The sequence below is a fragment of the Bifidobacterium sp. M0399 genome, assembly GCF_016100595.1.
In the GTDB taxonomy this organism is placed as follows: domain Bacteria; phylum Actinomycetota; class Actinomycetes; order Actinomycetales; family Bifidobacteriaceae; genus Bombiscardovia; species Bombiscardovia polysaccharolytica.
Genome location: NZ_JACFSD010000001.1, coordinates 796,465 through 817,357, shown reverse-complemented (window position 1 = coordinate 817,357; position 20,893 = coordinate 796,465). Strand labels below are relative to the sequence as shown.

At 54.5% G+C, this 20,893-nt stretch carries 17 protein-coding genes; 10 read left to right on the top strand and 7 right to left on the bottom strand.

Features of this window, described 5'->3' with window-relative positions; genetic code table 11:
- Nucleotides 1–11 precede the first annotated feature (11 nt).
- The 4 genes from H3V09_RS03285 (at nt 12) to H3V09_RS03270 (ending at nt 2,800) form a co-directional block, all read left to right on the top strand.
- Complete coding sequence (locus H3V09_RS03285; protein WP_052733338.1) at nt 12–212, top strand: hypothetical protein; 201 nt, start codon at nt 12–14, stop codon at nt 210–212.
- Between the two features lie 3 nt (nt 213–215).
- The gene (locus H3V09_RS03280; protein WP_176694649.1) at nt 216–365 is read left to right on the top strand and encodes a hypothetical protein; all 150 of its coding nucleotides are present in this window, start codon (nt 216–218) and stop codon (nt 363–365) included.
- 733 nt (nt 366–1,098) lie between these two features.
- The gene (locus H3V09_RS03275) at nt 1,099–2,013 is read left to right on the top strand and encodes an ABC transporter ATP-binding protein (protein ID WP_198190922.1); all 915 of its coding nucleotides are present in this window, start codon (nt 1,099–1,101) and stop codon (nt 2,011–2,013) included.
- Between the two features lie 31 nt (nt 2,014–2,044).
- Complete coding sequence (locus tag H3V09_RS03270; RefSeq protein ID WP_144177275.1) at nt 2,045–2,800, top strand: ABC transporter permease; 756 nt, start codon at nt 2,045–2,047, stop codon at nt 2,798–2,800.
- Between the two features lie 543 nt (nt 2,801–3,343).
- On the opposite strand, the gene H3V09_RS03265 is transcribed toward H3V09_RS03270, so the two are convergent.
- Nucleotides 3,344–4,438, bottom strand: coding sequence for a LacI family DNA-binding transcriptional regulator (locus tag H3V09_RS03265; protein ID WP_198190921.1), 1,095 nt, complete (start codon nt 4,436–4,438; stop codon nt 3,344–3,346).
- A gap of 373 nt (nt 4,439–4,811) precedes the next feature.
- Between H3V09_RS03265 and H3V09_RS03260 the strand changes: the two genes are divergently transcribed.
- The 5 genes from H3V09_RS03260 (at nt 4,812) to H3V09_RS03240 (ending at nt 12,217) form a co-directional block, all read left to right on the top strand.
- Entirely contained in the window at nt 4,812–6,077 is a 1,266-nt protein-coding gene (locus H3V09_RS03260) for an ABC transporter substrate-binding protein (RefSeq protein WP_198190920.1), read from the top strand.
- Nucleotides 6,078–6,218: 141 nt separating this feature from the next.
- Nucleotides 6,219–7,160: a carbohydrate ABC transporter permease gene (locus H3V09_RS03255; RefSeq protein ID WP_198190919.1), complete on the top strand. Its 942-nt coding sequence runs from the start codon at nt 6,219–6,221 to the stop codon at nt 7,158–7,160.
- Nucleotides 7,157–8,011 carry a carbohydrate ABC transporter permease gene (locus H3V09_RS03250; RefSeq protein WP_046323055.1) on the top strand — a complete coding sequence of 285 codons (855 nt, stop codon included), beginning with the start codon at nt 7,157–7,159 and terminating at the stop codon, nt 8,009–8,011. Before H3V09_RS03255 ends, H3V09_RS03250 begins: the two co-directional genes overlap by 4 nt.
- Nucleotides 8,012–8,026: 15 nt before the next feature.
- On the top strand, nt 8,027–11,104 hold the full coding sequence (locus tag H3V09_RS03245; protein ID WP_198190918.1) for a beta-galactosidase: 3,078 nt from the start codon (nt 8,027–8,029) through the stop codon (nt 11,102–11,104).
- 345 nt (nt 11,105–11,449) lie between these two features.
- Nucleotides 11,450–12,217, top strand: a complete 768-nt coding sequence (locus H3V09_RS03240; RefSeq protein ID WP_198190917.1) for a TIGR00730 family Rossman fold protein — start codon at nt 11,450–11,452, stop codon at nt 12,215–12,217.
- A gap of 21 nt (nt 12,218–12,238) precedes the next feature.
- Here H3V09_RS03240 and H3V09_RS03235 read toward each other — a convergent pair whose 3' ends face one another.
- From H3V09_RS03235 to H3V09_RS03225, 3 genes are all read right to left on the bottom strand, one after another.
- Complete coding sequence (locus H3V09_RS03235) at nt 12,239–12,916, bottom strand: O-methyltransferase (RefSeq protein ID WP_198190916.1); 678 nt, start codon at nt 12,914–12,916, stop codon at nt 12,239–12,241.
- Between the two features lie 73 nt (nt 12,917–12,989).
- Nucleotides 12,990–14,201: a succinate dehydrogenase/fumarate reductase iron-sulfur subunit gene (locus tag H3V09_RS03230; RefSeq protein WP_415873494.1), complete on the bottom strand. Its 1,212-nt coding sequence runs from the start codon at nt 14,199–14,201 to the stop codon at nt 12,990–12,992.
- Between the two features lie 129 nt (nt 14,202–14,330).
- Entirely contained in the window at nt 14,331–16,232 is a 1,902-nt protein-coding gene (locus H3V09_RS03225; protein ID WP_198190914.1) for an FAD-dependent oxidoreductase, read from the bottom strand.
- 79 nt (nt 16,233–16,311) lie between these two features.
- Here H3V09_RS03225 and H3V09_RS03220 point away from each other — a divergent pair, with 79 nt between their 5' ends.
- Nucleotides 16,312–16,656, top strand: a complete 345-nt coding sequence (locus H3V09_RS03220) for an MGMT family protein (RefSeq protein ID WP_198190913.1) — start codon at nt 16,312–16,314, stop codon at nt 16,654–16,656.
- 4 nt (nt 16,657–16,660) lie between these two features.
- Here H3V09_RS03220 and H3V09_RS03215 read toward each other — a convergent pair whose 3' ends face one another.
- The 3 genes from H3V09_RS03215 to H3V09_RS03205 are packed head-to-tail and all read right to left on the bottom strand — an operon-like array spanning nt 16,661 to nt 20,479.
- The gene (locus tag H3V09_RS03215) at nt 16,661–18,196 is read right to left on the bottom strand and encodes a DNA-processing protein DprA (protein ID WP_198190912.1); all 1,536 of its coding nucleotides are present in this window, start codon (nt 18,194–18,196) and stop codon (nt 16,661–16,663) included.
- A gap of 49 nt (nt 18,197–18,245) precedes the next feature.
- The gene (locus H3V09_RS03210; protein ID WP_198190911.1) at nt 18,246–19,832 is read right to left on the bottom strand and encodes a YifB family Mg chelatase-like AAA ATPase; all 1,587 of its coding nucleotides are present in this window, start codon (nt 19,830–19,832) and stop codon (nt 18,246–18,248) included.
- Nucleotides 19,832–20,479 carry a YraN family protein gene (locus H3V09_RS03205; protein WP_232342048.1) on the bottom strand — a complete coding sequence of 216 codons (648 nt, stop codon included), beginning with the start codon at nt 20,477–20,479 and terminating at the stop codon, nt 19,832–19,834. The genes H3V09_RS03210 and H3V09_RS03205 overlap by 1 nt, the downstream gene beginning before the upstream one ends.
- Nucleotides 20,480–20,893: the final 414 nt, after the last annotated feature.

Sequence of the window (20,893 nt, the reverse complement as noted above, 5' to 3'; positions counted from 1 at the left end):
GAACAGTTTTCGTGCGGGCCGTCATTATGAATTCCGAGGCTGTTCTTGCTGATGAGCCCGCTGCCGCTCTCGATTCAGCGAACAGGTCGAGGATCATCGCTCTGCTCTTTGGCCTGAACCAAGATTCGGGATCCACAATCGTCACCGTTATGCATGACGCCTCACTGGCTGACCAGCATGATCGAATCATCAAACTTCAACGAAAGGCCTAGAACATGGGTTTCTGGATTATGGTATTCGCGGCTTTGCTCGGCTTGGCACTGATTGTTCGGGGATTTGTATTGGGCAAGAAAGACAAGCGCTGGTTCGCGATGTGCATATTGGGCGCAGCAAGCCTGGCATTCGCCGTTTGGCTTGCTATATGAGCACCCGGTGAAACAATGCCGACCGCCAGCATCGGGTGAGTATAAGTACAAATCGCTGTCAGGTAGGACTGAGTGTGCCCAGTATGTGGCTGGACATACTGCGCATGGGGGGAAACCTGATAGGTTCAAGCAACTTGTAGTTCTGCTTTGGGTGCTTCGTGGGAGGGATCGATCCTTCCCAGTATAAAAAGAGTCTGACAGGGCCTCTTCCATCTGTAGAAGTCGGATAAGGGTTCTCGTTGCGGTAAAAGCAACGCCCAACAACCTGCGAGACGCATTGTTTCCGCTCGGGGAACTCCGGCATTTGAGATTCAGGCATTTGAGCAAATCGCTTGCTGAAGCCATGGATGAGGAAACCAGGTTCTAGGAGATAGTTTTTTGTTTTGCCAGAGAGGCTGCAGGGGGGGGGGCTGCAGATGTCTTATTAGGAGAACCGCAGAGATTCCGTATTGCCGATGGCTGATCGAATTAATAAGTGAGTTCTTTCTTCTTTCTATGAACGTGTGGCAGATACTCATGGCTCACTTGATTCGCCAATGAGTAGAGTTGCATGTTTCTCTTTAGATTTATAGACAGGTGCTTGAGCATTCGGTCCTAACAGCCAGCGGTTCTTATGCTGATGTATTTCAATCACCATTGGTGGTAATCTTTTCAAAGAGTGTGTGGCAGGTTTGGCCGCTCAATGCAATGAAACTTTAACGAACCGCTGTACCTACCATAAAGGGTGGCACCAATGAATGCTGCTATAGAACTTGGCAATCTAGTTAAAGAGTATGAAACGCCAGCAGGGGTTATCAAGGCCCTGGATCACCTCGATTTAACCGTCCCTGAAGGGGGCATCTTTGGTCTGCTGGGCCCTAACGGTGCCGGAAAATCAACAACGCTCGAAATAGCTGTCGGCTTGAGAAAACCGACTTCCGGAACTGTCAACATATTCGATAGGAATCCGCAGACTGATTCGCAGTGGATTCATCAGAGGGTGAGTATTCAACCACAGGAGTCCACTGTCTTTCCCCAGGAAAGAGTGGGGGAGATACTGTCATTTTGGGCCAGTCTTTATGATCACCCGCGCGACGTGGACAAGGTCGCGAAATGGATGGGCTTGGACGAATTGCTGCTCCGCAAGGTGGCGAAATTATCAGGTGGACAAAAACAACGTCTGAACGTTGGTTTATCCATCATCGGACGGACGAAACTAGCCATACTTGACGAACCTTCCACTGGTCTTGACGTAATGGCTCGAGACGACCTTTGGAAGGTGCTTCGTTTTTTGGCCGAAGAAGGTACGACAATTGTCTTATCGACACATGATTTGGATGAGGCGAGAGTTCTGTGCCAAGAAGTTGCGGTGATAGATCATGGTCGGTCTGTAGCTCAAGGCAGTCCGGAGGAACTCATAAGGAAATATGCCGAGGGGACGTTGATATCTTGCCAAGTAAGCCCAGATGGAATATTGGATCTGGTGAGCATGCTTCGAACTTTCGGCGAACCGAAAGTTATTGATAAGACAACCATCTCGATACGTGCCGACGATACGGATCCGGTTATTGCTGTGCTGTCAAGCAATCCTGCGGTTTCCCAATTACGTATGAACGAACCAAGCCTTTATGATGCCTTCGTAAGGCTGACCGGGCATGATTTTGAATAGTTGACGATACTCATTTTTGATAGGACTCCAGATGACACAAAAACGGGACCTTCGCCCCCTGTTGGCGCTACAGACTCGTGAACTAATCAGGAACACTTCATACTTTATTTTTGTCATAATTTTCCCTTTTGCCATGGCTGGTATGTTCCTTCTCATGTCCGAGATGATGAAAGGGCAGGCTGATGCTCCGGACTTCAGCCCCTTTGTCATGCCCATGGCCCTCTTTCTGGCAGTGACCGGTACAGCTTTGACAATGACTGCAGGCCCTTTGGCCGAGGTCAGGCAATCAGGAGCTCTTCGGGTACTTTCAACTACGCCCATCCGCAAAGCTGACTATTTGATGACGTATCTGGTTGTAAGGTTCATTATGGCGACCGTGCAGATCATTGCCATAGTCGGCGCTTCAGTATTGCTTAATCTGCTTCCGCTCAGGGATGTTGGTCGAGTTTTTGTCGTGTCCTTATTGGGCCTGGTCATGTTCCTTGCTCTGGGTTATTTAATGGGCGGGTGTCTTTCCTCATCGCAGTTGGCAACCAACTTGGGAACTCTCGTGCAATTGTTGGCTTTGTTCCTCAGCGGTCTGGCCATACCCTTCGCCATCCTTCCAGATTGGTTGACGAATGTTATCAGATGGATTCCTTCGACTCTATTTGGAGATCTTATTTTCTGGGCGTCAAAAAATCCTCTGCAACAAACGGGCGCTATGCTTTCAACCTCCATCGTGCTTGCTGTTACTGTATTGCTTGTGTTTTTGGCGGTTCGTAGTTTCAAATGGGATGTGGAGTGAATTTAGAACACCGATTCTTACTAATATTAAGAGAGTACAGGAAAGTTGAACCGTTGAATACGAAACATAAGTTAATTATGGCACTGGTCAATAAGAGAGTTTGAGGGTTGAGCTAGGCTTCTTTTCTCAATTACTGTCATGTCTGGGATTATCGGCACATACTCAGTGGAACCGATTCAGCCTGTTTATACTTCTGCCGATGGTCAACGGCATCATCTGTTTCAGGAGGATTGTTCAGATGGACCTGATCCCCGTCATTTAAGCCGAGGTTGTTCCATTTGACAATTCATGCTATTGGCAAGGTTTCTTAATCTTCTGTTCTTTTCCTGTGAAGCACTGTACTGCGACTGTCGGTCGTGTGCTGCTATCCCGCTGGCAGTATTGTCATGAAAGTTTCTTTTAGCGCGACAGATACTTGGTCATGCCGAAGACATGGCATGACCTGCATTTGGTCTGTTTCGGATGTCTATTGTTTAATAGTCCTCCTGTCTGTCGCGACTATGGTCACCAATGGAACACGTATATCATCGTCGTTTCGGATTTTTAGAGGGACTTCGTCGATTCACGTTGCAACAGTTGATAGTGGGCTGTAAGTCTTTGGGGCTGTTGCCTGGTTTTGGTTTGAGCCTTCCCGGAGGCTTCGTCTAAGCGCATCACCAGGGTGTCAACAGCCTGCCGGGCCATATCGTCGAAGTCGAAGGCCACAGTACTCAGACTGGGAGCGATGAAGGCTCCCTGGGAGATACCGTCGAAGCCAATGACGGATACTTGATCAGGAATGCTGATATTCCTATCGATTAACGCTCTGATGACGCCAAGCGCTGCAGCATCGTTGATGCAGACCACAGCGTCAAAGCTTACCTCATTGCCGCATCGGCTCCTCGGTAAACTTTCGCAATTGGAGGCAAGATCATAGTCGATATAATCCAGCATGGTTTGGCGACTGGTGCTGGGGCTCCAATCCGGAGGATTGATGAACTGTTGAGGTCCTGGTTTCATGCCGCGGTTTACCAGTGAGGATTCATAGCCGGCGACTCGGGTCGTGGCTGAGTTCAGTGGATTTACGCATTTGGTTAAGGGTATGTAGGGCATGCCAAAGAAAACAGGCTTTCGGCAACCAGAGGCAAATAGATAATCGGTGGCTTCGCGCATTGCTCTTTTGCCTGGGGTTTGCAGAACATCATATTCGGGATTTTCATCTTGAGCGGAAAGGAGTAAAGCGGGTTTGCCGTGTAATTGCGCCTTGATCTGCCGGCTTGTCAACTTACTGGGGCTGAAAATGACTGCATCGCAGAAAGCGCTGATCACATGCTCCAGAATTGTGGTTTCGCTCTCGCGACGGTAGAGGGTTTGTTGGATAACTGTTTGTAGCCCCTTGCCTAAGGCATATTCTGAAATAGCGTCAGCTAGCTGGCTGACATATGGATTGGCAATTTCCTGGACGACCAAGCCGATAGCCCCACTTTTACCAGACTTGAGGTTTCTGGCGGAAAGGTTAACGGCGTAGTCGAGTTCTTGTGCCGCTGCCATGACTCGTGAACGTGTGGCCTCGGAAATCATAGGGTCCCCGTTCAAAGCATAGGATACTGTGGCCTGTGATACACCAGCCAAAGCGGCGACATCACGCATTGTGACCATGAATTCTACCTTCGTCTTTCTTCTGTTTATGCTGTCGATGCCGAACCATAGGAAATTGATTGCCGTCTCCAACCAACGAACAATGCAGCTGGATTCGCCAATCCAACAATTCAGTACATATAGTTCATTACCTATCGTTCTTCTGACTTAAACCATGCTATGACTTCTTCAGCTTATATAAGCAGGCCATAGTAAATAAAAACAATATTTGACACGTATAAGTTATGCGCGATATATTGTTACTGGCGATTAGCTGATTCGATTCAGTAAGCATCTCTGCTGAGTCGAAATCCTGTCGGATGGTTGGTACGTTGAAGCCCAGACATCCGGCAATATATGAGAATCAAGGATTCCTTGAACCAAGGAGGTTTCAATGAGGTCCTGGAAGAAGAAAGGCCTGACCGCGATCCTGGCGGTACTTGCTTCAGTGTCCATGGTGTCTTCACTGGCGGCTTGTGGGGGCAGCAATGGCGCCAGCAAGGATGAATTGGTCCTAACGATTTGGGGTGGTGATATCGACAAACGCGTCATGCAGAAACGCCTGAGCCTGGCTAAGAAGAAATATCCCAATATCCCCGTCAAACTTCAGTATATAGCCAAGGATTACGATACCAAGATCCAGACTATGTTTTCAGGCGGAACACCACCCGATATTTTGGAAATGGCTGATAATATCAACGCATATTCCAGTCGTGGTCAGCTAGCTGATTTGACATCAGATTTCCCGAACGTCGCTCGAGACTATGGCAAAACCAATCAGAAGATCTATACATATAAAGGCAAGCTCTATGGGGCTCCTGACAGGGCGGCACCAGCGGTGATCTTCTATAACAAGGACATTTTCGATGCTGCTGGTGTGGAATACCCCAGCGAAAAGTGGGATTGGAATACCTTCTTGACCAACGCCCAGAAATTGGTCAAGCGTGAGAATGGCAAGACCACTCAGTGGGCCTACTGCGAAGGTGATTGGTGGGCCTGGTATATGACCTGGATCTATCAAAACGGCGGCCGTATTCTCGACAAAGATGGCAAGCCAGTGGTGAATTCGCCTGAGAATGTTGAAGCCATGCAGTTCTATCAAGATCTTATGTACAAGTATGAGGTCATTCCCAAGCCGCAGGAGATCACGGATTCAGGCGCTGACCCCCTGTTCGCGCAAGGTAAGACAGCCATGAATGTGACTGGTTTCTGGGACATCTCCTCACTTAAGGATGCCAAATTCAACTGGGGAGTTGCACCCCTGTGGCATGGCAAGAAGACTGCTGTACCCATGTTCTTCAACGCCCTTACGGTCTCTTCTCAGAGCAAGCATAAGGATGATGCAATCAAGATTGTGAAATATCTGACCTCGAAAGAGGGACAGCGGCCTATCGCCGAGAGCGGGCTCGACATGCCAGCGAACCTTGCTGCGGCCAAGGACAAGTCCTTTACCCAGGCATCTTGGAATAAGAATGGATTGGATCTGACTGCTTTCACCAGATCTACCTCGATGACCTATGCTCCGCCGTTGACGCCAGAATGGTCACAGATCACCAAAGCCATGTCCGATGGTATGTCCCAAACCTGGAACGGCAAGCAGGATGTCAAAACTGGCTTGGATAAAGCTCAAAAGACATTGGAGCAGGCTCTGAACAAGTAGCAGGGTCAGTCCAGTTCCAGGCAGCTGGCGGATCCGGCGCATAATGGCCGGATCCGCAGCGCCTTTTTACCCGCAGTGCTCTGTTGCGCCAAGTCAGATGCGCCTGCCGTCGTGTTTTTACATCGTCAAGAGGTGATTTGTATGAGTATATCCGCATCCATAGGTCGTCGTCATCGTGGTTCGCGTCGAGGAATGAAACGGAGCACTAGGGAGACCCTGTTCTTTTACGTATGTATATCTCCGTGGATTATCGGCTTTGTAGTTTTCACTGCGGTGCCTATGTTTTCTTCGCTGTATCTGTCGTTTACCGATTGGGATTCATTTCAGAAACCCAACTGGGTGGGTCTTGGCAACTATGCCAAGGCTCTTACTGCTGATCCTCTTTTTTGGAAAGTGCTCAGAAACACTTTCTATTACGCTATAGTCTCTGTACCTGTCTCCCTGCTCATCGCCCTGTACTTGTCCAATCTGCTTTCTCATGACTTTCGTGGTAAACGCATTTACCGCACCATCATTTATCTGCCTTCATTGGTGCCGCTTGTGGCAGCAGGATTGATTTTTAAATGGTTGCTCAAGCCTGAAGATGGACCAGTCAATGCCTTGCTGGGCCTGTTCAGCATCAAGGGTCCTGCCTGGCTGTTGGATGCCAACTGGGTTATTCCTGCCATAATCCTTCTGTCCATCTGGCAGGTTGGAGGGGGAACGATCCTGCTTATTTCGGCCATTAATGGCGTACCAAAAGAACTGTACGAAGCGGCTGAAATTGATGGGGCAGGTCACTACAGATTGTTTTGGAGCATAACGTTCCCAATGATCACACCTATTTTATTCTTCAATCTGGTCACAGGGATCATCGGCGCTTTCCAGGTCTTTGACCAGGTTTACATCCTGACCCAGGGTGGTCCAGACAATGCCAGCCAGATGATGGTGCCTTATATCTATACGTCCGCGTTCAAGGATTTTCATATGGGTTATGCATCAGCCCTGGCTTGGATACTCTTTGTCATCATCATGGTAATTTCGGCAGCGGTGCTTAAGTCCTCGGATGCCTGGGTGTTTTATGAGTCGGAGGTAAAGAAGTGAATACCCGTTCTGATTTTGGCGGCAAGGCCAGGCGTTACGCCATTCTCACCGTAGTCTCCGCTATTCTTTGTGCCCCACTGGTCTTCGTCGTGTCCATTGCTTTAAGCTCTGACGCAACGACCAAAGCCATGAAGTTTACTTTTCTGCCAGGGGAGTGGCACTGGGAGAATTTCATCCGCGTCTTCAGCTCTGGACTTCCTATTGGCAGATTCATTCTCAATTCTCTGATAATCGTCATCCCTGCCTGCATTTTTATGACGTTTTCTTCGGCATTGGTCGCATACGGGTTTGCCAGGCTGCATGCACCAGGCAAGAACATCCTGTTCATCCTGGTTCTATCGACGATGATGATACCCGGCCAGGTGCTTATGATTCCTCAGTTCATTCTCTTCAGAACGCTCGGATGGATCAACACGCTCCTGCCTATGATCGTTCCGAATCTCTTCGCCAACGCTTACAACGTTTTTCTTATGCGTCAGTTCATCACTCGTATCCCTACGGAACTTGATGAGGCAGCGGAGATTGACGGCCTGGGATACTTTAGGATTTTCACCAGAATTATCCTGCCTATGATGGTCCCTGTCCTGGCGGCAGTGTGCGTCTTCACATTTTCATCCAACTGGGGGAGTTTCTTTGGGCCCCTGCTCTACATCAATGATGAGGATAAAATGCCTCTGGCGTTAGGCTTGCAGGTGCTTTCGAGCCAGAGTTCCAGCGTGCAGACACCGCCTTGGAACATGATCATGGTAGGAGCGCTGATCCTTATCCTGCCTGTGCTTATCGTCTACTACTTTGCCCAGAGATATCTGTACGAGTCGGGGATGTTCGCCGGATCAGCAGGAATCAAGTAAACACCAAGGTTTGTCTTGTTTTGCAACAAGGCGAAAGGCATAGGAATGATGAGAAGAACAGCGATGACTTCGAATGCCTCTGGAGCACCTGTAGGTCCGATCATGAATCAGGAGTCGGACGGTCGATTCGGTTATGTTGCGCCGGACTTGGCGGTCTCAAATGCCAGGAAGGGCTCACCCGATCCAGTAGCTTTGACTCAAGGGCGTTTGTGGATTGACGGAAAAGCAAGGGTTCTGCTGTGTGCCTCGGTCTTTCCCTTTCGTATACCCCGAAGTCAGTGGGAGCAGCGTCTGAATGCGGTTAAACGGCTGGGTTATCAGGTCATAGATGTCTATACGCCTTGGAACCTGCATATGAGGGAACCGGGCAAAGCTGACTTTTCAGGTCGTTTGGACATCGAGGAGTTTCTACGCATGACCAAACGTGCCGGTCTCTATGCTTTGATCCGGCCAGGCCCCTATATCTGTGCAGAATGGGATGGCGGGGGTCTGCCAGCCTGGGTGCTTACCGATCCTAAGATTCGAGCCCGGCAGCACGATGAGGCCTTCCTGGAGGCTGTCAGAACCTGGTATCAGCAAATTATCCCCATTATTTCGCGCCAACAATATGCTGGACACGGCCTTGGAGGACCCGTGATCATGGTCCAGGCGGATAACGAACTGGACTTTTTCGACTGTGAGGATCCAACTGGATACATTGGCTCACTGGCCTCCATGATGCGGGAAATGGGGGTGCGTGTGCCCATTGTCGTCTGTGCTGGTCAGGGGGATATGACTCGTGCCGGCGCTGACGCTGCAACGGTGGCGCCCGCTGTCAACCTCTATCCTGATGATGACGATCCGGATTTTGATCGTCAGGTGCGTTATTACCGTCATGCCGCCAGTAGGCGTGGAGCACCCCTGATTGTGACGGAGACTAACCGCGTGCATCGCACGCTGAGGCGTTTGGTTGGATCGGGAGCGGCCTTCATAGGACCTTACCTGCAGGTGTCTGGCTGGGATTTCGATTACGGAACCTCCGTCAACAGTTGGGGTTCGTTAGAGGCCTTTATGACAGCCGACTACGACTTCGGCGGAGCTGTCGACCCTGCCGGCGGCGAGCGACCCGAGGCCGATCAGGCACGTCGATTGAGTGCAATCATCAATGCATTGGGAGACCGGCTGAGCATGGCTCAAGTGGCGGATGAGGAGGCAATCGCCAGCTTTGCCAGTACAATTCGAGTTGAAGGTCGTCCGCTCAGCCTGGATGATCCGCAGTTGGGATTGGGTCTCCTGAATTTGGCCGGTGGCGGCAAATTGCTGACCTTGACCAATGTGAGTGAGCAGAATTTGGAGCTGGAGGCCGAAAGAGGCAATGGTTCACCTGACAGATGGCCCCTGCCGGCGAAGACCGGAGTGATGCTGGTACGAGATCTCCCTCTGGGGTCAGGCTGTTTTTTGGAAGCCACTAGTGGTGAATTGACAGGACTTGAATTCGACGAGAAGACCGGGGTACGAGTGCAAGTGGATGCTCCCGATATGATACCTGGTCCCCTTTGGTTGCGTTTAGCGTTTCCTGCCGATACGTCGCTGGATAAGATGCGGATTGACGGGGACTTGATCTGGCATCCCCTGGCTGACGCCTGTGAGGATTCCGTCCAGGATACCGGGTTGGGAGATAAACCTGTCAACGGATTGGTCCTTTCTGGAAAGCATGGAATTTTCCAAATTATGATGACTACTCCAGAAGGCCAGAAGTCAATTACTGTACAGTTGGGTCAGCCGGTTACGAGGGTGCAGTCCTCGCATGCACCCATCGTTCGGTTGGAATCGGTGGGCAAGGCTGAATGTGACCAGGTATGGTCTTCCCCGTCTGCGTCGATTCCAGGCAGCAGGCTACCTATGCTGGAAGAGCAAGGTCTGTGGTCTGGCAGTGGTCTGTATAGTACGCGTTGCAGTCCCGACGGAATTCGCGGGATGGTCCTGCGGCAGGCAGCAGATGTGGTTGGCCTGCAATGGGGGGATCTGGTGATGCCCTGGGTAGCAAACGGCGGCGGTGATTACTGGATGCCATTGGACGGCTCAGCTATCCAACGAACTGATGATGGGGATCCGCTCTTGTCCATAAGAGTAGGCATCTGGGGGCACTCCAATTTCGATGACACGAGATTGCAAGCCCTTAGGTTGTCAGCTGGGCGGGGTTTATCCGGCGTGTTGGCCGTGCATGACATCTTGCCCCTGAATTCAGGATGGCAAGTAACTGAGATTAAACGCTGGTCGTCGCCAGGAGGAAAAGCCGATGTGGTCCTTCCGGGGCGAGATCCGGTTTCCCGAATGGGCTTTGGGGGCTGGTCGGCGTCTTATTGGCCCAGGGTGGTGACATATACCCGTTCCCTGCCAAGTTTGTCGGTTTCATACCCGGCAGAGGCTGGTACAAGGTCTCGGTCGAGAATTAAGAATGCATCTTCGGGTCGAATGCTGGATGAAGAGAGCTTGTTGTCGGTCGGAGCCTTGCACTTCAAGGGCTGCCAGTGCAAGTGCGAAGTTGAACTTAACGGCTGCCAGATAGGAACAATCACCCCTTATGAGTCCACGCTTTGGCTGGGGCCCTTACAGGCAACGGATCGGTTGACTATCAGAACATGGCAGACTTGGGGTGAGCCGACTGGAACGATTGAACTACTGGTAGGCGAACCCATTGCAGACTGGACTTTGCGCACGCAAGATCTGACGATGCTGCGAAAGAGCGCAAGTCGGGCGATTTTCGAAGACCAGCGGCTGCCCGTAACCTGCCCGCCCGGCAGCTGCCTCTGGCTACGCATTTCTCGGTCAGCTCTAGCGCAAGCTCAGCAACGTGGATCAACGATAGTCCGCATGCAGGGTCAGGGTCTGCAGGTGACTGCTTTCGGGGAGCATACCAATCTGGGTCGGTTGGTGTTGGGTGGTTTGCCTGGAACGATATTTGCTGGAGGACGCGGCGATCTGCTCATAGTTCCTCAAGAAGAGGGGGATCTTTCGCTGCTCATTGAGTCCACTGGCAAAGAAGCAGGTCGGTTGGACTCAATTCAGCTGGGAGGCGCTGTTGACTTGAATTCAGAGAGTGGAGATCGGTAAATAAACATTCCTGGAACGTTGATTGTTGTTTCTTGAGAATGCAAATAGCGACAAAGTCAAAAGTTTACCGTGTGGTTCAATAATCATTGTCGGAAGCAAACGAGTGTTTCGAGACTGATTTGTCGAGCGCTGGCAAAGCGGCAGGGGCGATTATAGGCATATCCATTGGGTTTGTACGGTCTTGTCGTTCATCTTAAATGCGCTGGACGGATTGCTTTATCGTGCCCGCTGGCCACTTTCACACGCTGGTCTTGCCGTCAGCCGGGCGGCGGGGGCCGCTATCATGAAAGCCGGAACAGGATCGAGCGGGTCCTTCGGATCGGGGCCCGATGAAGGAATGCGTACATGGCGGATATGGTTGACAATCACAATGACGATGAAGGCCCGGACCTGGGCAGGACCTACCACAGTGGTCCGGTCATCATGCGCGGGCCCATGATTCCCGAGGCGGACGCCAACGCTGGTTTGCTCTCGTCAGGCGGCGATACGGACTGGCTGCATATGGACCCCTGGCGGGTGCTGCGCATCCAGGCTGAGTTCGTCGACGGGTTCGGTGCACTGGCTGAGCTGGGACCGGCAGCCGCCATCTTTGGCTCAGCTCGGACCGGCAGGGAGGATCCCACCTATGCTGCTGCACGCAAGATGGGCGGCGACCTGGCCAAGGCCGGTATGGCGGTCATCACCGGGGGAGGGCCTGGCATCATGGAAGCGGCCAACAAGGGCGCTGCTGAGGTCGGCGGCAAGTCCGTCGGCCTGGGCATCGAATTGCCCATGGAGCAGGGGCTCAACCGCTGGGTGAATCTGGGCATCACCTTCCGTTACTTCTTCGTACGCAAGATGATGTTCATGAAATACTCCTCGGGCATCATCGTCTGCCCCGGTGGGTTCGGCACCCTGGACGAGATGTTTGAGGTGCTGACGCTTGTCCAAACACATAAGGCGCCCAGCATGCCCATCGTCCTCTTCGACAGGGTCTACTGGCAGGGGCTCTTTGACTGGATGTCAGACACAGTGCAGCAGAGGGGCATGATTTCTGAGCTGGACCCCGATCTGGTCATCCGCACTGATGATCCTGATGAGGCTGTCGAAGTCATCCTGCGCCACCGTGACTGATAAATAATAGGCGGGCGGCGGTCAGCGGGCGCGGGTGGCCATGATCATACCTGTGCCAATGGGTAGCAGACAGGATTCCCAGGCATCGTCTTTGCTTATGGCTTCCATGATGGTCCGTAAGGTGATTGTTTTGGCGGACCTGTTGGCCGGGTTGAGTACGCCGCCCTTGACCGGATCCTTCAGCAGATCGAAGGCATCCGTGAAGATCACCTGTCCTCGGTCCTTGAGCAGGCGCGGAGCCTGGTCCATGACCTGTTGGTAGTTGTCCCCATTGCCTGAGACGACGATAAGGTCGTAGTCGCTGGGGTTGAGCTTGGGGAAGTAGGTTTTGGCAGCCGCATTGACTGCCCGCAGCCTCATTCCAGGGTGGGCTTTTTCCATGCCCGCGAATATTTTTTTGACCAGTGAGGTGCCTTGGGCTGTGGAGTCGACGGCGGTGAACTGGCCATGACCATGCAGGCCCGTCATCAGGCGCAGGGCTTCGACCACAGAGCCGTTGCCGACCAGGATGATGGATGCCGGAGCGTTCCGGCCAGCCAAAAACTGCAGAAAGGCGCCTTGAGACCGGGAGCACTGTGCGAATCCGGCCTCCGAAGCCTTGTCTCGCAAGGTCTGCAACTTGTCTGATTCGACGTTCAGAGCGCTTGCCTCGGCGAATTCCCATCCTCTGGCGATGTTGTTGTACGAGGTTTTGTCCATGCTAACCATGGTAACGACCAGAGGGCACAAGCCTGTCGAATGCTCATGCTGACCTGTGTGCGTACGAGTCTGACTACTCTTTGACGGCTTCGACTAGCTTCCACATCTCTTCACCCACGTCGATGCCTCTGGGGCAGGGTCGGGTGCAGGCCCGTATGGACTGGCATGCCTGGATTCCGTCCACCTGGTCAATGGCCTCTAGACGTTCCTGTCGATGGCTGTCGCGGGAATCGTTGATGAATCGAGCCGCTGCAATCATGGCCGCCGGGCCGACAAAGGCCTCGCCGCCCGCATAAATAGGACAGGCGCCCTGGCAGAGTCCGCAAGCGATGCAGGTGCTGAGCAGTTCATACCGGGCCAGCTCTTCCGGAGTCTGCCGGTATTCTGACGCCGGTTCTGCGTCGACCACCTTAGCCTTAGCTGTTTGGCTGATGGCTTTTGTTAACGGGTTTTGCGCCGAATCCTGGGTCTCTGGTTGATCGGATTCGTGGTGATTTTGGCGGCTTTCGGCAGAGGAATCATCATGAAGCAGATAAGGCATAAAGCGTCGAATCTGTTCAAACATGGTGTCGGTGTCCACTATCAGGTCTCTGAGTGGGGTGAAGCCGGGGAGCGGACGGATCTCTATCACTGAAGATTTGTCAGGGTCTGAAGTTTCTGTAAAGTGTGTGGTGCCTGTATGGTTTGTGGTTTCTGTATGGTCTGAGGTTCCAGAAGGGTTTATGGCTTTAGGGCCTGTGGCTCTGGAGCCTATGCCCGAATCTGAGTGCAATGCCGACGAGGATGTGGTCGTTGCGGTGGTCGCCGTGCCGGTTCGGCGGAAAGCTGGAGGCTGTTGAACTTGTGGACTTCCATTAGCTACACCGAATGAGGCGTATGCGTTCGGCATGGTCTCGGATGCAGACAAGCAGTCGGCGATGGTGGCTGTGCAGAGCAGATCCGGACGGTCGTTGATGAGCACGGCATCCGACCCGCACATGCCATGCCCACAGGAGTACCGGAAGTTCAGTGTGGGATCCACCTCTCGCTTGATCTGCAGAAGGGCATCGAGAACAGTGCGCTGTGGGGCAATGCGGATCGTGTACTCCTGTGTCCAGCGGCGTCCTCGTGCTCGTCGGGTACCCGCTGCGGCAAAGGGGTTGCTCTTGGCGAATGGGCTGGTTCGCGCCGGACGCTCTGATTGAGGTCGTGGGGTAAACCGGGCTATTCGGAAGGTCACCGGACGGGGATCGCGGTCCAATGCTGATGCCTTGGATCCGTCTGAGCCTGTGGACTGTGATGTCACGGTTGCTCCTGTCCTTGTTTGGGATGTGGCCCGATGCCCACTAATATGCGCGGCCTCCATCCTAATCCCTGACTGACCAGCATAGGTGTCGAGCAGGTGTCTGTCGGAACAGGCTGAACTCAGGGTCCATCAGTAATTGCGGCCCTTAGGAGGCATGTCAACGATATGAACAGGCTGCCAGGAGACAACTTCCCTGGCGTCGATCATAGTGTGGGCCAGGTAGTGTTCGTCGTCGCGTTGCGGATAATCGCTCCGGTACAAGGCACCGCGAGATTCCTTACGTTTCAGGCTGGCGTTCAGTACGGCCCGGGCCAGGGTCAGCAGGTTGTCTACCTCCATGATGGCGGTCACCTCTTGGTTGAGCACTGCTGTGCCACTGTGCGCACGCAACTGCCTGGCATCGGCATCCAGTCGATCAATGCCACGCAAACCCTTTTCGATGCTGCTCTGATCGCAGCGGACGGCTACGGCCTCCTCCATCAGACGTCCCAGCCGACCCATTAACGCGTAAGGGTTGTTCGGGCTGGCACCGCCATTGGGGTCGGATTCTTCGTTTTGGTTGTTGGTCAATGTTGACTCCGAGGACTCGGCATCACTCTCTACAGCCAGCAACTTGTCCATGAAGGTCTGACGCCTTCGCAGTGCCTGTGCGAGCGTAGGCGCGTCGGTCATGTCCTTTGGCTTGTCGGCATTGGCCATGATGGTGGCGATGGTCTGTCCGGTTCTGGTGCCGAAAAGGCAGGCGTCCAGCAGGGAGTTGCCGCCTAGCCTGTTGGCCCCGTGAACGCTGACGCATGAGCATTCCCCGGCGGCATACAGTCCGTCGACGATTCGACGGCGGCCATCCTGCCAGCGATAGACGCGGCCACGATCTGTGATGGGTATGCCGCCCATGGTGTAGTGGGCGGTGGGTTTGACCGGAACCATGTCCACAGTGGGATCCAGGTGGGCGTAGCGGTGGATGGTCTCGGTGACCTGGGGGAGCAGACTGGTCATGCGCTGGGCGTCAATGCCGGTCATGTCCAGCCAGACGCAATCATGAGGTCCGTCCGGGTCTGATGGATCGGCCACTCCGCGACCTGCATCAATCTCGGCCACAATGGAACGGCTGACTACATCCCTGGCGGCCAGGTCGCCGTGTCCCGGCGCGTAGTCCTGCATGAACGCCCGTCCTTGGCAGTTCCTGAGCACGCCGCCTTCTGCGCGGGAGGCCTCCGACAGCAGGATGCCAGTGTGACCCAGGCCGGTGGGATGGAATTGGATGAACTCCACATCCTCCAACTGCAGACCAGCCTGTAGGGCGAGCGCCATGCCGTCACCGGTCAGATCCCAGGAGTTGGAGGTCGTATGGAAGAGTCGGCCGGCTCCGCCCGTGCATAGAACGATATTGTCGGCTTGGATGGCCTGCAGCTTGCCGGCATGGGTATCCAGCACGATTAGTCCTTGGGCATGGCCGCCGGGTTCCTCATCAGTGGGCGGGTCAAGGACCAGATCGGTCACATACCATTCCTCGGCGAACTCGACTCCATGACGCAGGCACTGCTGCCAGAGGGCGTGGAGAATCTGGTGGCCGATACGGTCTGCTGCATAGGCGGCTCTCCTGACTGGATGGCCGCCATAATCAGCGGTATGGCCGCCGAACTTCCGCTGGGCGATGTGCCCGTCTTCGGTCCTTGAGAAGGCCACTCCGTCATGCTCCAGTTCGATGACGATGCCCGGGGCCTGCTCGGCCAGAATCCGTACCGCATCCTGGTCAGCCAGCCAGTCGCCGCCCTTGACGGTATCGTAGTAGTGCCAATGCCAGTCGTCTTTTTCCTGGTTGCCCAGACTGGCCGCGATGCCGCCTTCTGCTGAGCCGGTGTGGGAGCGTAGGGGCTGTAGTTTGGAGACGACCAAGACCTTTGGAGATAAGTCGCTCTTGCTCTTTTTGCTCTCTAAAGCTCTGTACAGGCCCAGAGCTGTTGACAATCCGGCCGCTCCAGCTCCGACGATGACGGCATCATAGCGGTTTCTGACCTTCTGGGGATTCATACCAACGATACTGTCACGACCTATTGATAGCGGCACCCTCATCCGGTCTATGTCTGCTTACGCGGGCAGAATGAGTCTTATGACCGAACTTTCCTTCTCCCAGCAGGTTTATCAGGTCGTTAGACGGATCCCTCGTGGCAAGGTCGCCACCTATGGTCAGGTCGCCTCCCTGACAGGTCATCCGCGCAACGCCAGGTTCGTAGGTTATGCGCTTCATGACAATCCCGAACCTGGGGTGATTCCCTGTCATCGCGTGGTCTTTCGTGATGGTTCGCTGGCACCAGGATTCGCCTTTGGTGGTCCGGAGCGTCAGCGTCAACTGCTGGAGGATGAGGGTGTTCACTTTGTTCCTCCCCTTAGTGACGAATCAGCTGGTGCCGATGGTTGGGTGGTGGATTTGGATCGCTGTCGCTGGAAGGCCTGACTCTTCAGGTCTTCGGATCTTCGGCTACCACACATCCGTCCTGCAGACTGACCAGACCACGAATTTCCAGGGATCCCAGCAGCTGCATCAGTTGCCTCACGGAGAGCTCATGTCCCTGATTGGCGAGCTGAACACGAAGCTGTCCCGTCATGGGTGGACCATTCTGACGCTGACAGTTGCGGATCGCCACCAGCACTGCGGTCTCTGCCTTGGTTAGGCGCTCATCGCCGGCTTTTTCCCATTCATGGTCCATAGCTGGATTTGATGGCGGGGTTGAAGAATCCTGTTTGCCCTGAGAGCGGGCCGAAAGCCTGTCTCTATATGTCCGAGATTGTTTGAGTGTGGTTGAGGGCAGTTGACTGCCGTGGCTGGTCTGGGTCGGATGATCGGAGTCAAGCGGTGGTGTGCGCTGCGTGGGCTGTCGAATTGCTCGGTGGTTCTCATGATCTTTGGTGGTTTTGACTGAAACGCCGGTTCCATGTTGAACGGATTTGTCAGGGTGGATAGGTGCATGGGCGGGATGGCAGATGTCTTGGATATCGGTCGCCGACAGGAGCAACTCCGCCTTGCCCTCATGGATGAGTCTGTTGCAGCCGGTGTTTTCTGGCTGGTCGATTCTTCCGGGGGCAGCCAGTACACGACGGCCCAATTCCACGCCCCAGTTGGCTGTGTTCAGCGCGCCGGATCGGTGTCGTGCCTGTGCCACTACAATGTCGGAGGCCAGAGCGGCGATGATTCGGTTGCGCAGCAGGAACCGCCGTGCCTCGGGGATAGTGCCTGGCGGTAGCTCGCTGATCAGTGCGCCACCATCTGCCTCAATGTTTTCAAACAGACGACTGTTGCGTTTGGGACCCATATGCAGCAAGCCTCCAGCGAAAACGGCCACCGTTCGTCCGCCGCCAGCTGCCAATGCTCCCCAGTGGGCGGCGGCATCCGTGCCCATGGCCCCGCCGGAGACGACCAGGTGGCCTTTACCAGCAGCCTGTATGGCTATCTGGTGGGCGGTGGACCGGCCATACTCGTCGCATGTCCTTGATCCGACTACGGCCAAGGGGCGGTCACAGCAGATCAAGGCTTCAGGATTGCCTTGTCCCCACAGGCAGAGGGGAGGGGCCCAATCAGAGCGACGTGCCAGGTCACCCACCTGACCTGGCCAGCAGGGGTCGCCAGGGGTCATCACCCAGAACCGACCTCCACCAGTCATCATGGTCCGCACCTGGTCAGTGTCCATGGCCAGCAAGGGTGTTAGGCGTCTTCGCCAGGAGTCACTGATCTTATGGAACCGAGTTAGGTCTTCAGTGCTCGTTCGTCGCCCCCATCGAGCCGTCCCCTTCAGAAAGCGTTCGTCTAGTCTAGCGCGAGCAGCATCATGAGGGCCGTCGCCATCCGAGTGGTTCGGTGCCCTTAGTTCGATCAGATTTCGACAAAGGTCGGCCGCCTGGTTCGAGCCCAGCAGACAGCTGATCATGAAGGCATCCGGACCGTCTGCAGCCAGGGTCAGCACAGCTCTGGCAAGCCAGTCACCTTCTACCATGGTCATCGGTCGCGGTTGGTCTGCTGGCATGGTTTTCATCAAGGGTTTGGTCATCTCAGACGGCCCTTGTCCTGAGTAGGATGCCGGTGGTCACATCGTCGGCACCGGGGCTGGGCCGTCCGTCCAGGTCTGCCAGAGTCCATGCCAGGCGCATGGTCCTGTCGGCCCCTCGCAGACTGATCCGCTGTCTGCGCAGTGCTTGATCCACGATCGAACGCGCCTTGGAAGATGTGTTCTGACGCAGCCATTCTCCGCTGATCTGGGCGTTGCAGGTCCAGCCTTCCTTGTGGAAACGCTCTTTTGCCGTCTGGCGTGCACGTGTCACACGCTTGCGGATCTGGACGCTGTGCTGGCGTGGACGGTGATCGTCGAATCCCGGGTCGATCACCGGGGGGACCGTGGTCTGGATGTCGATGCGGTCCATGATGGGTCCTGACAGCCTGTTCCAATAACGGAGGCGCTCGCGGGGCGTGCAGGTGCAGCGCTCGCCTGTGCCGTATCCATATCCGCAAGGACAGGGGTTGGCGGCCATGACCAGCTGGAAACGAGCCGGGAAGGTGGTGCTGCCCTTGGCCCGGGACAAGAAGATCCGCCCGATCTCCATGGGCTCGCGTAGGGATTGGATCACCCTTGGAGAGAATTCCGGCGCCTCATCCATAAAGAGGACTCCGCGATGGGCACGGGTGATGGCACCAGGGGTGGCCAGTCCGGCCCCGCCCCCGACCATGGCCGCCATGGAGATCGTATGATGAGGGGCCTCGAAGGGTGGCACATTGGTAATCCCATACTGGCTCAGCGTGCCGCATAGGGATCGGATGGAAGCCACCTCAAGCTGTTGAACAGCATCCAGAGCGGGCATGATGCTGGGAAGCCGTTCCGCAAGCATGCTCTTGCCGGCTCCTGGAGGACCGACCATGAGCATGTGGTGGCCGCCGGCTGCAGCCACCATCATGGCCCATTTGGTCTCCTCCTGGCCAATCACGTCAGCCATGTCCGGCTTCGGTGGAGCTGGTTCGGCATTGGCGGGGGAGTTGACATTATGAGCTGAGTTCCTAGTGTGCACACTCGCTATGGCGGTTGGCTCGTCGGCTTTCTTATGGCCGTCTGCTTCAGGGACGGCGATTCTGCTTCGCCCGCCCAAGGCCTGAATGAGCTGGCCCAGGTGACGCAGTCCGACAACCTCAATATCGGGAACCAGACGGGCTTCGTCAAGGTTGTCTGCGGGGACGAAGGCTCGCGTGATTCCCTGAGCTCTGGCCTGCGTCAGGATGGGCAGCAGACCGTTGATAGGCAGAATCGTGCCATCCAAGTTAAGCTCGCCCAAGATGACTGTATGATCCAGGCCTTCCGTCGGCAGCGCACCGCCGGCTTCTAGGACGCTGGTCGCAATGGCCAGGTCGTGTGAGGAGCCGTGTTTAGGCTTTGAAGCAGGGGACATGTTGACGGTGACTCTGGTCTGCGGCCACCGAAATCCGCAGGCCGAGCAGGCGGATTTGACCCGTTCCCGCGACTCCGACAAGGAGGCATCCGGCAGCCCGATGATGGAGAAGTAGGGCAGTCCTGGGGAGATGAAGGACTGCACGTGAATGAGAAAGGCCTTGAGCCCTATCAATCCTACGGATTCAGCAGATCCAAGACGCATCAGAAGGCCTCTTTGGTGTGCCTGAGGAAGACTGATCCCGGTTTCCATCCGCCCCTGCCCGAATGGTTGGATCCTCTGACAGTCTCGGCGGATGTCTGACAGGAAGTCAGGGGATGGGCACCCTCGGAATACATGCTTCTGCCAGGGTCGGACTTGACTGACAGGCTGATGACATCGAATCGGGTGCTGCGATGCCGTGCGTTGGGTTCTCGGTCGTGGCTTATCAGCCATTGGACTGCTGCGTGACGCAGGTGGATCTGCTTGCGCGGGCCGACAGCCTGTTCTGGGGATCCGAACCGACCGGTGCGCCTGGTCTTGACCTCTACGAATACCAGAGTCGCCTCGGGATCCAGAGCGATGATGTCCAACTCGCCGAATCTGCTTCTCCAATTGCGGGCTAGAATCTTCCAGTTTCGTTGCCGCAGCCACTGGCAGGCGTAATCCTCACCCAAACGTCCGAGCTCTCGGCTGTTTATGCCACTGACTCTGATCTGTCGTTCAATATCTGCCAGTTCTATGTCGATGGATTCATCGTTGTTCGTACTAAACCTTGCTCCACTAGTTCGTGTGTTTTCTGGGTTGTCGAAGGATCTCTTGGAATCGGGCAGAGCTCTTATGGGTCGCGCGACCAATGGGTCTGTGATCATAATGTCGGCATCGGTTCTGCCACCCCTGTTGTTTATGGCTGTGCGGAGATTATTTGCTCTAGTCAGTTCTTGTGTGTCCATGTTTCTAGGAGACCACTGGAAGGAAGTCGGTGACTAGCCGAACCAGGCATGTGGTCGAATGATCCTGCGCACGCACGAAAGTGGATGAACGAGTGGATTCCCGATGCTGATGCTGTATCGATTGCATTCATCTCTACACCAGGCAGAGTCGGCAGAGGCAAGAAGAACTGAAACAGAAGCGAAAGAAAGTGTAAGCAAGCAAAGCGGAACTAAGTAAAACAGAAACCAAGGAAACCGAAACGCACGATACACATAGAGAAAAATAAGCGAAGGGAGCAGAGCATCAGGCAACTAAGAACCCAGGAATAAAGAGATAACAGAGACCGGAAGGTA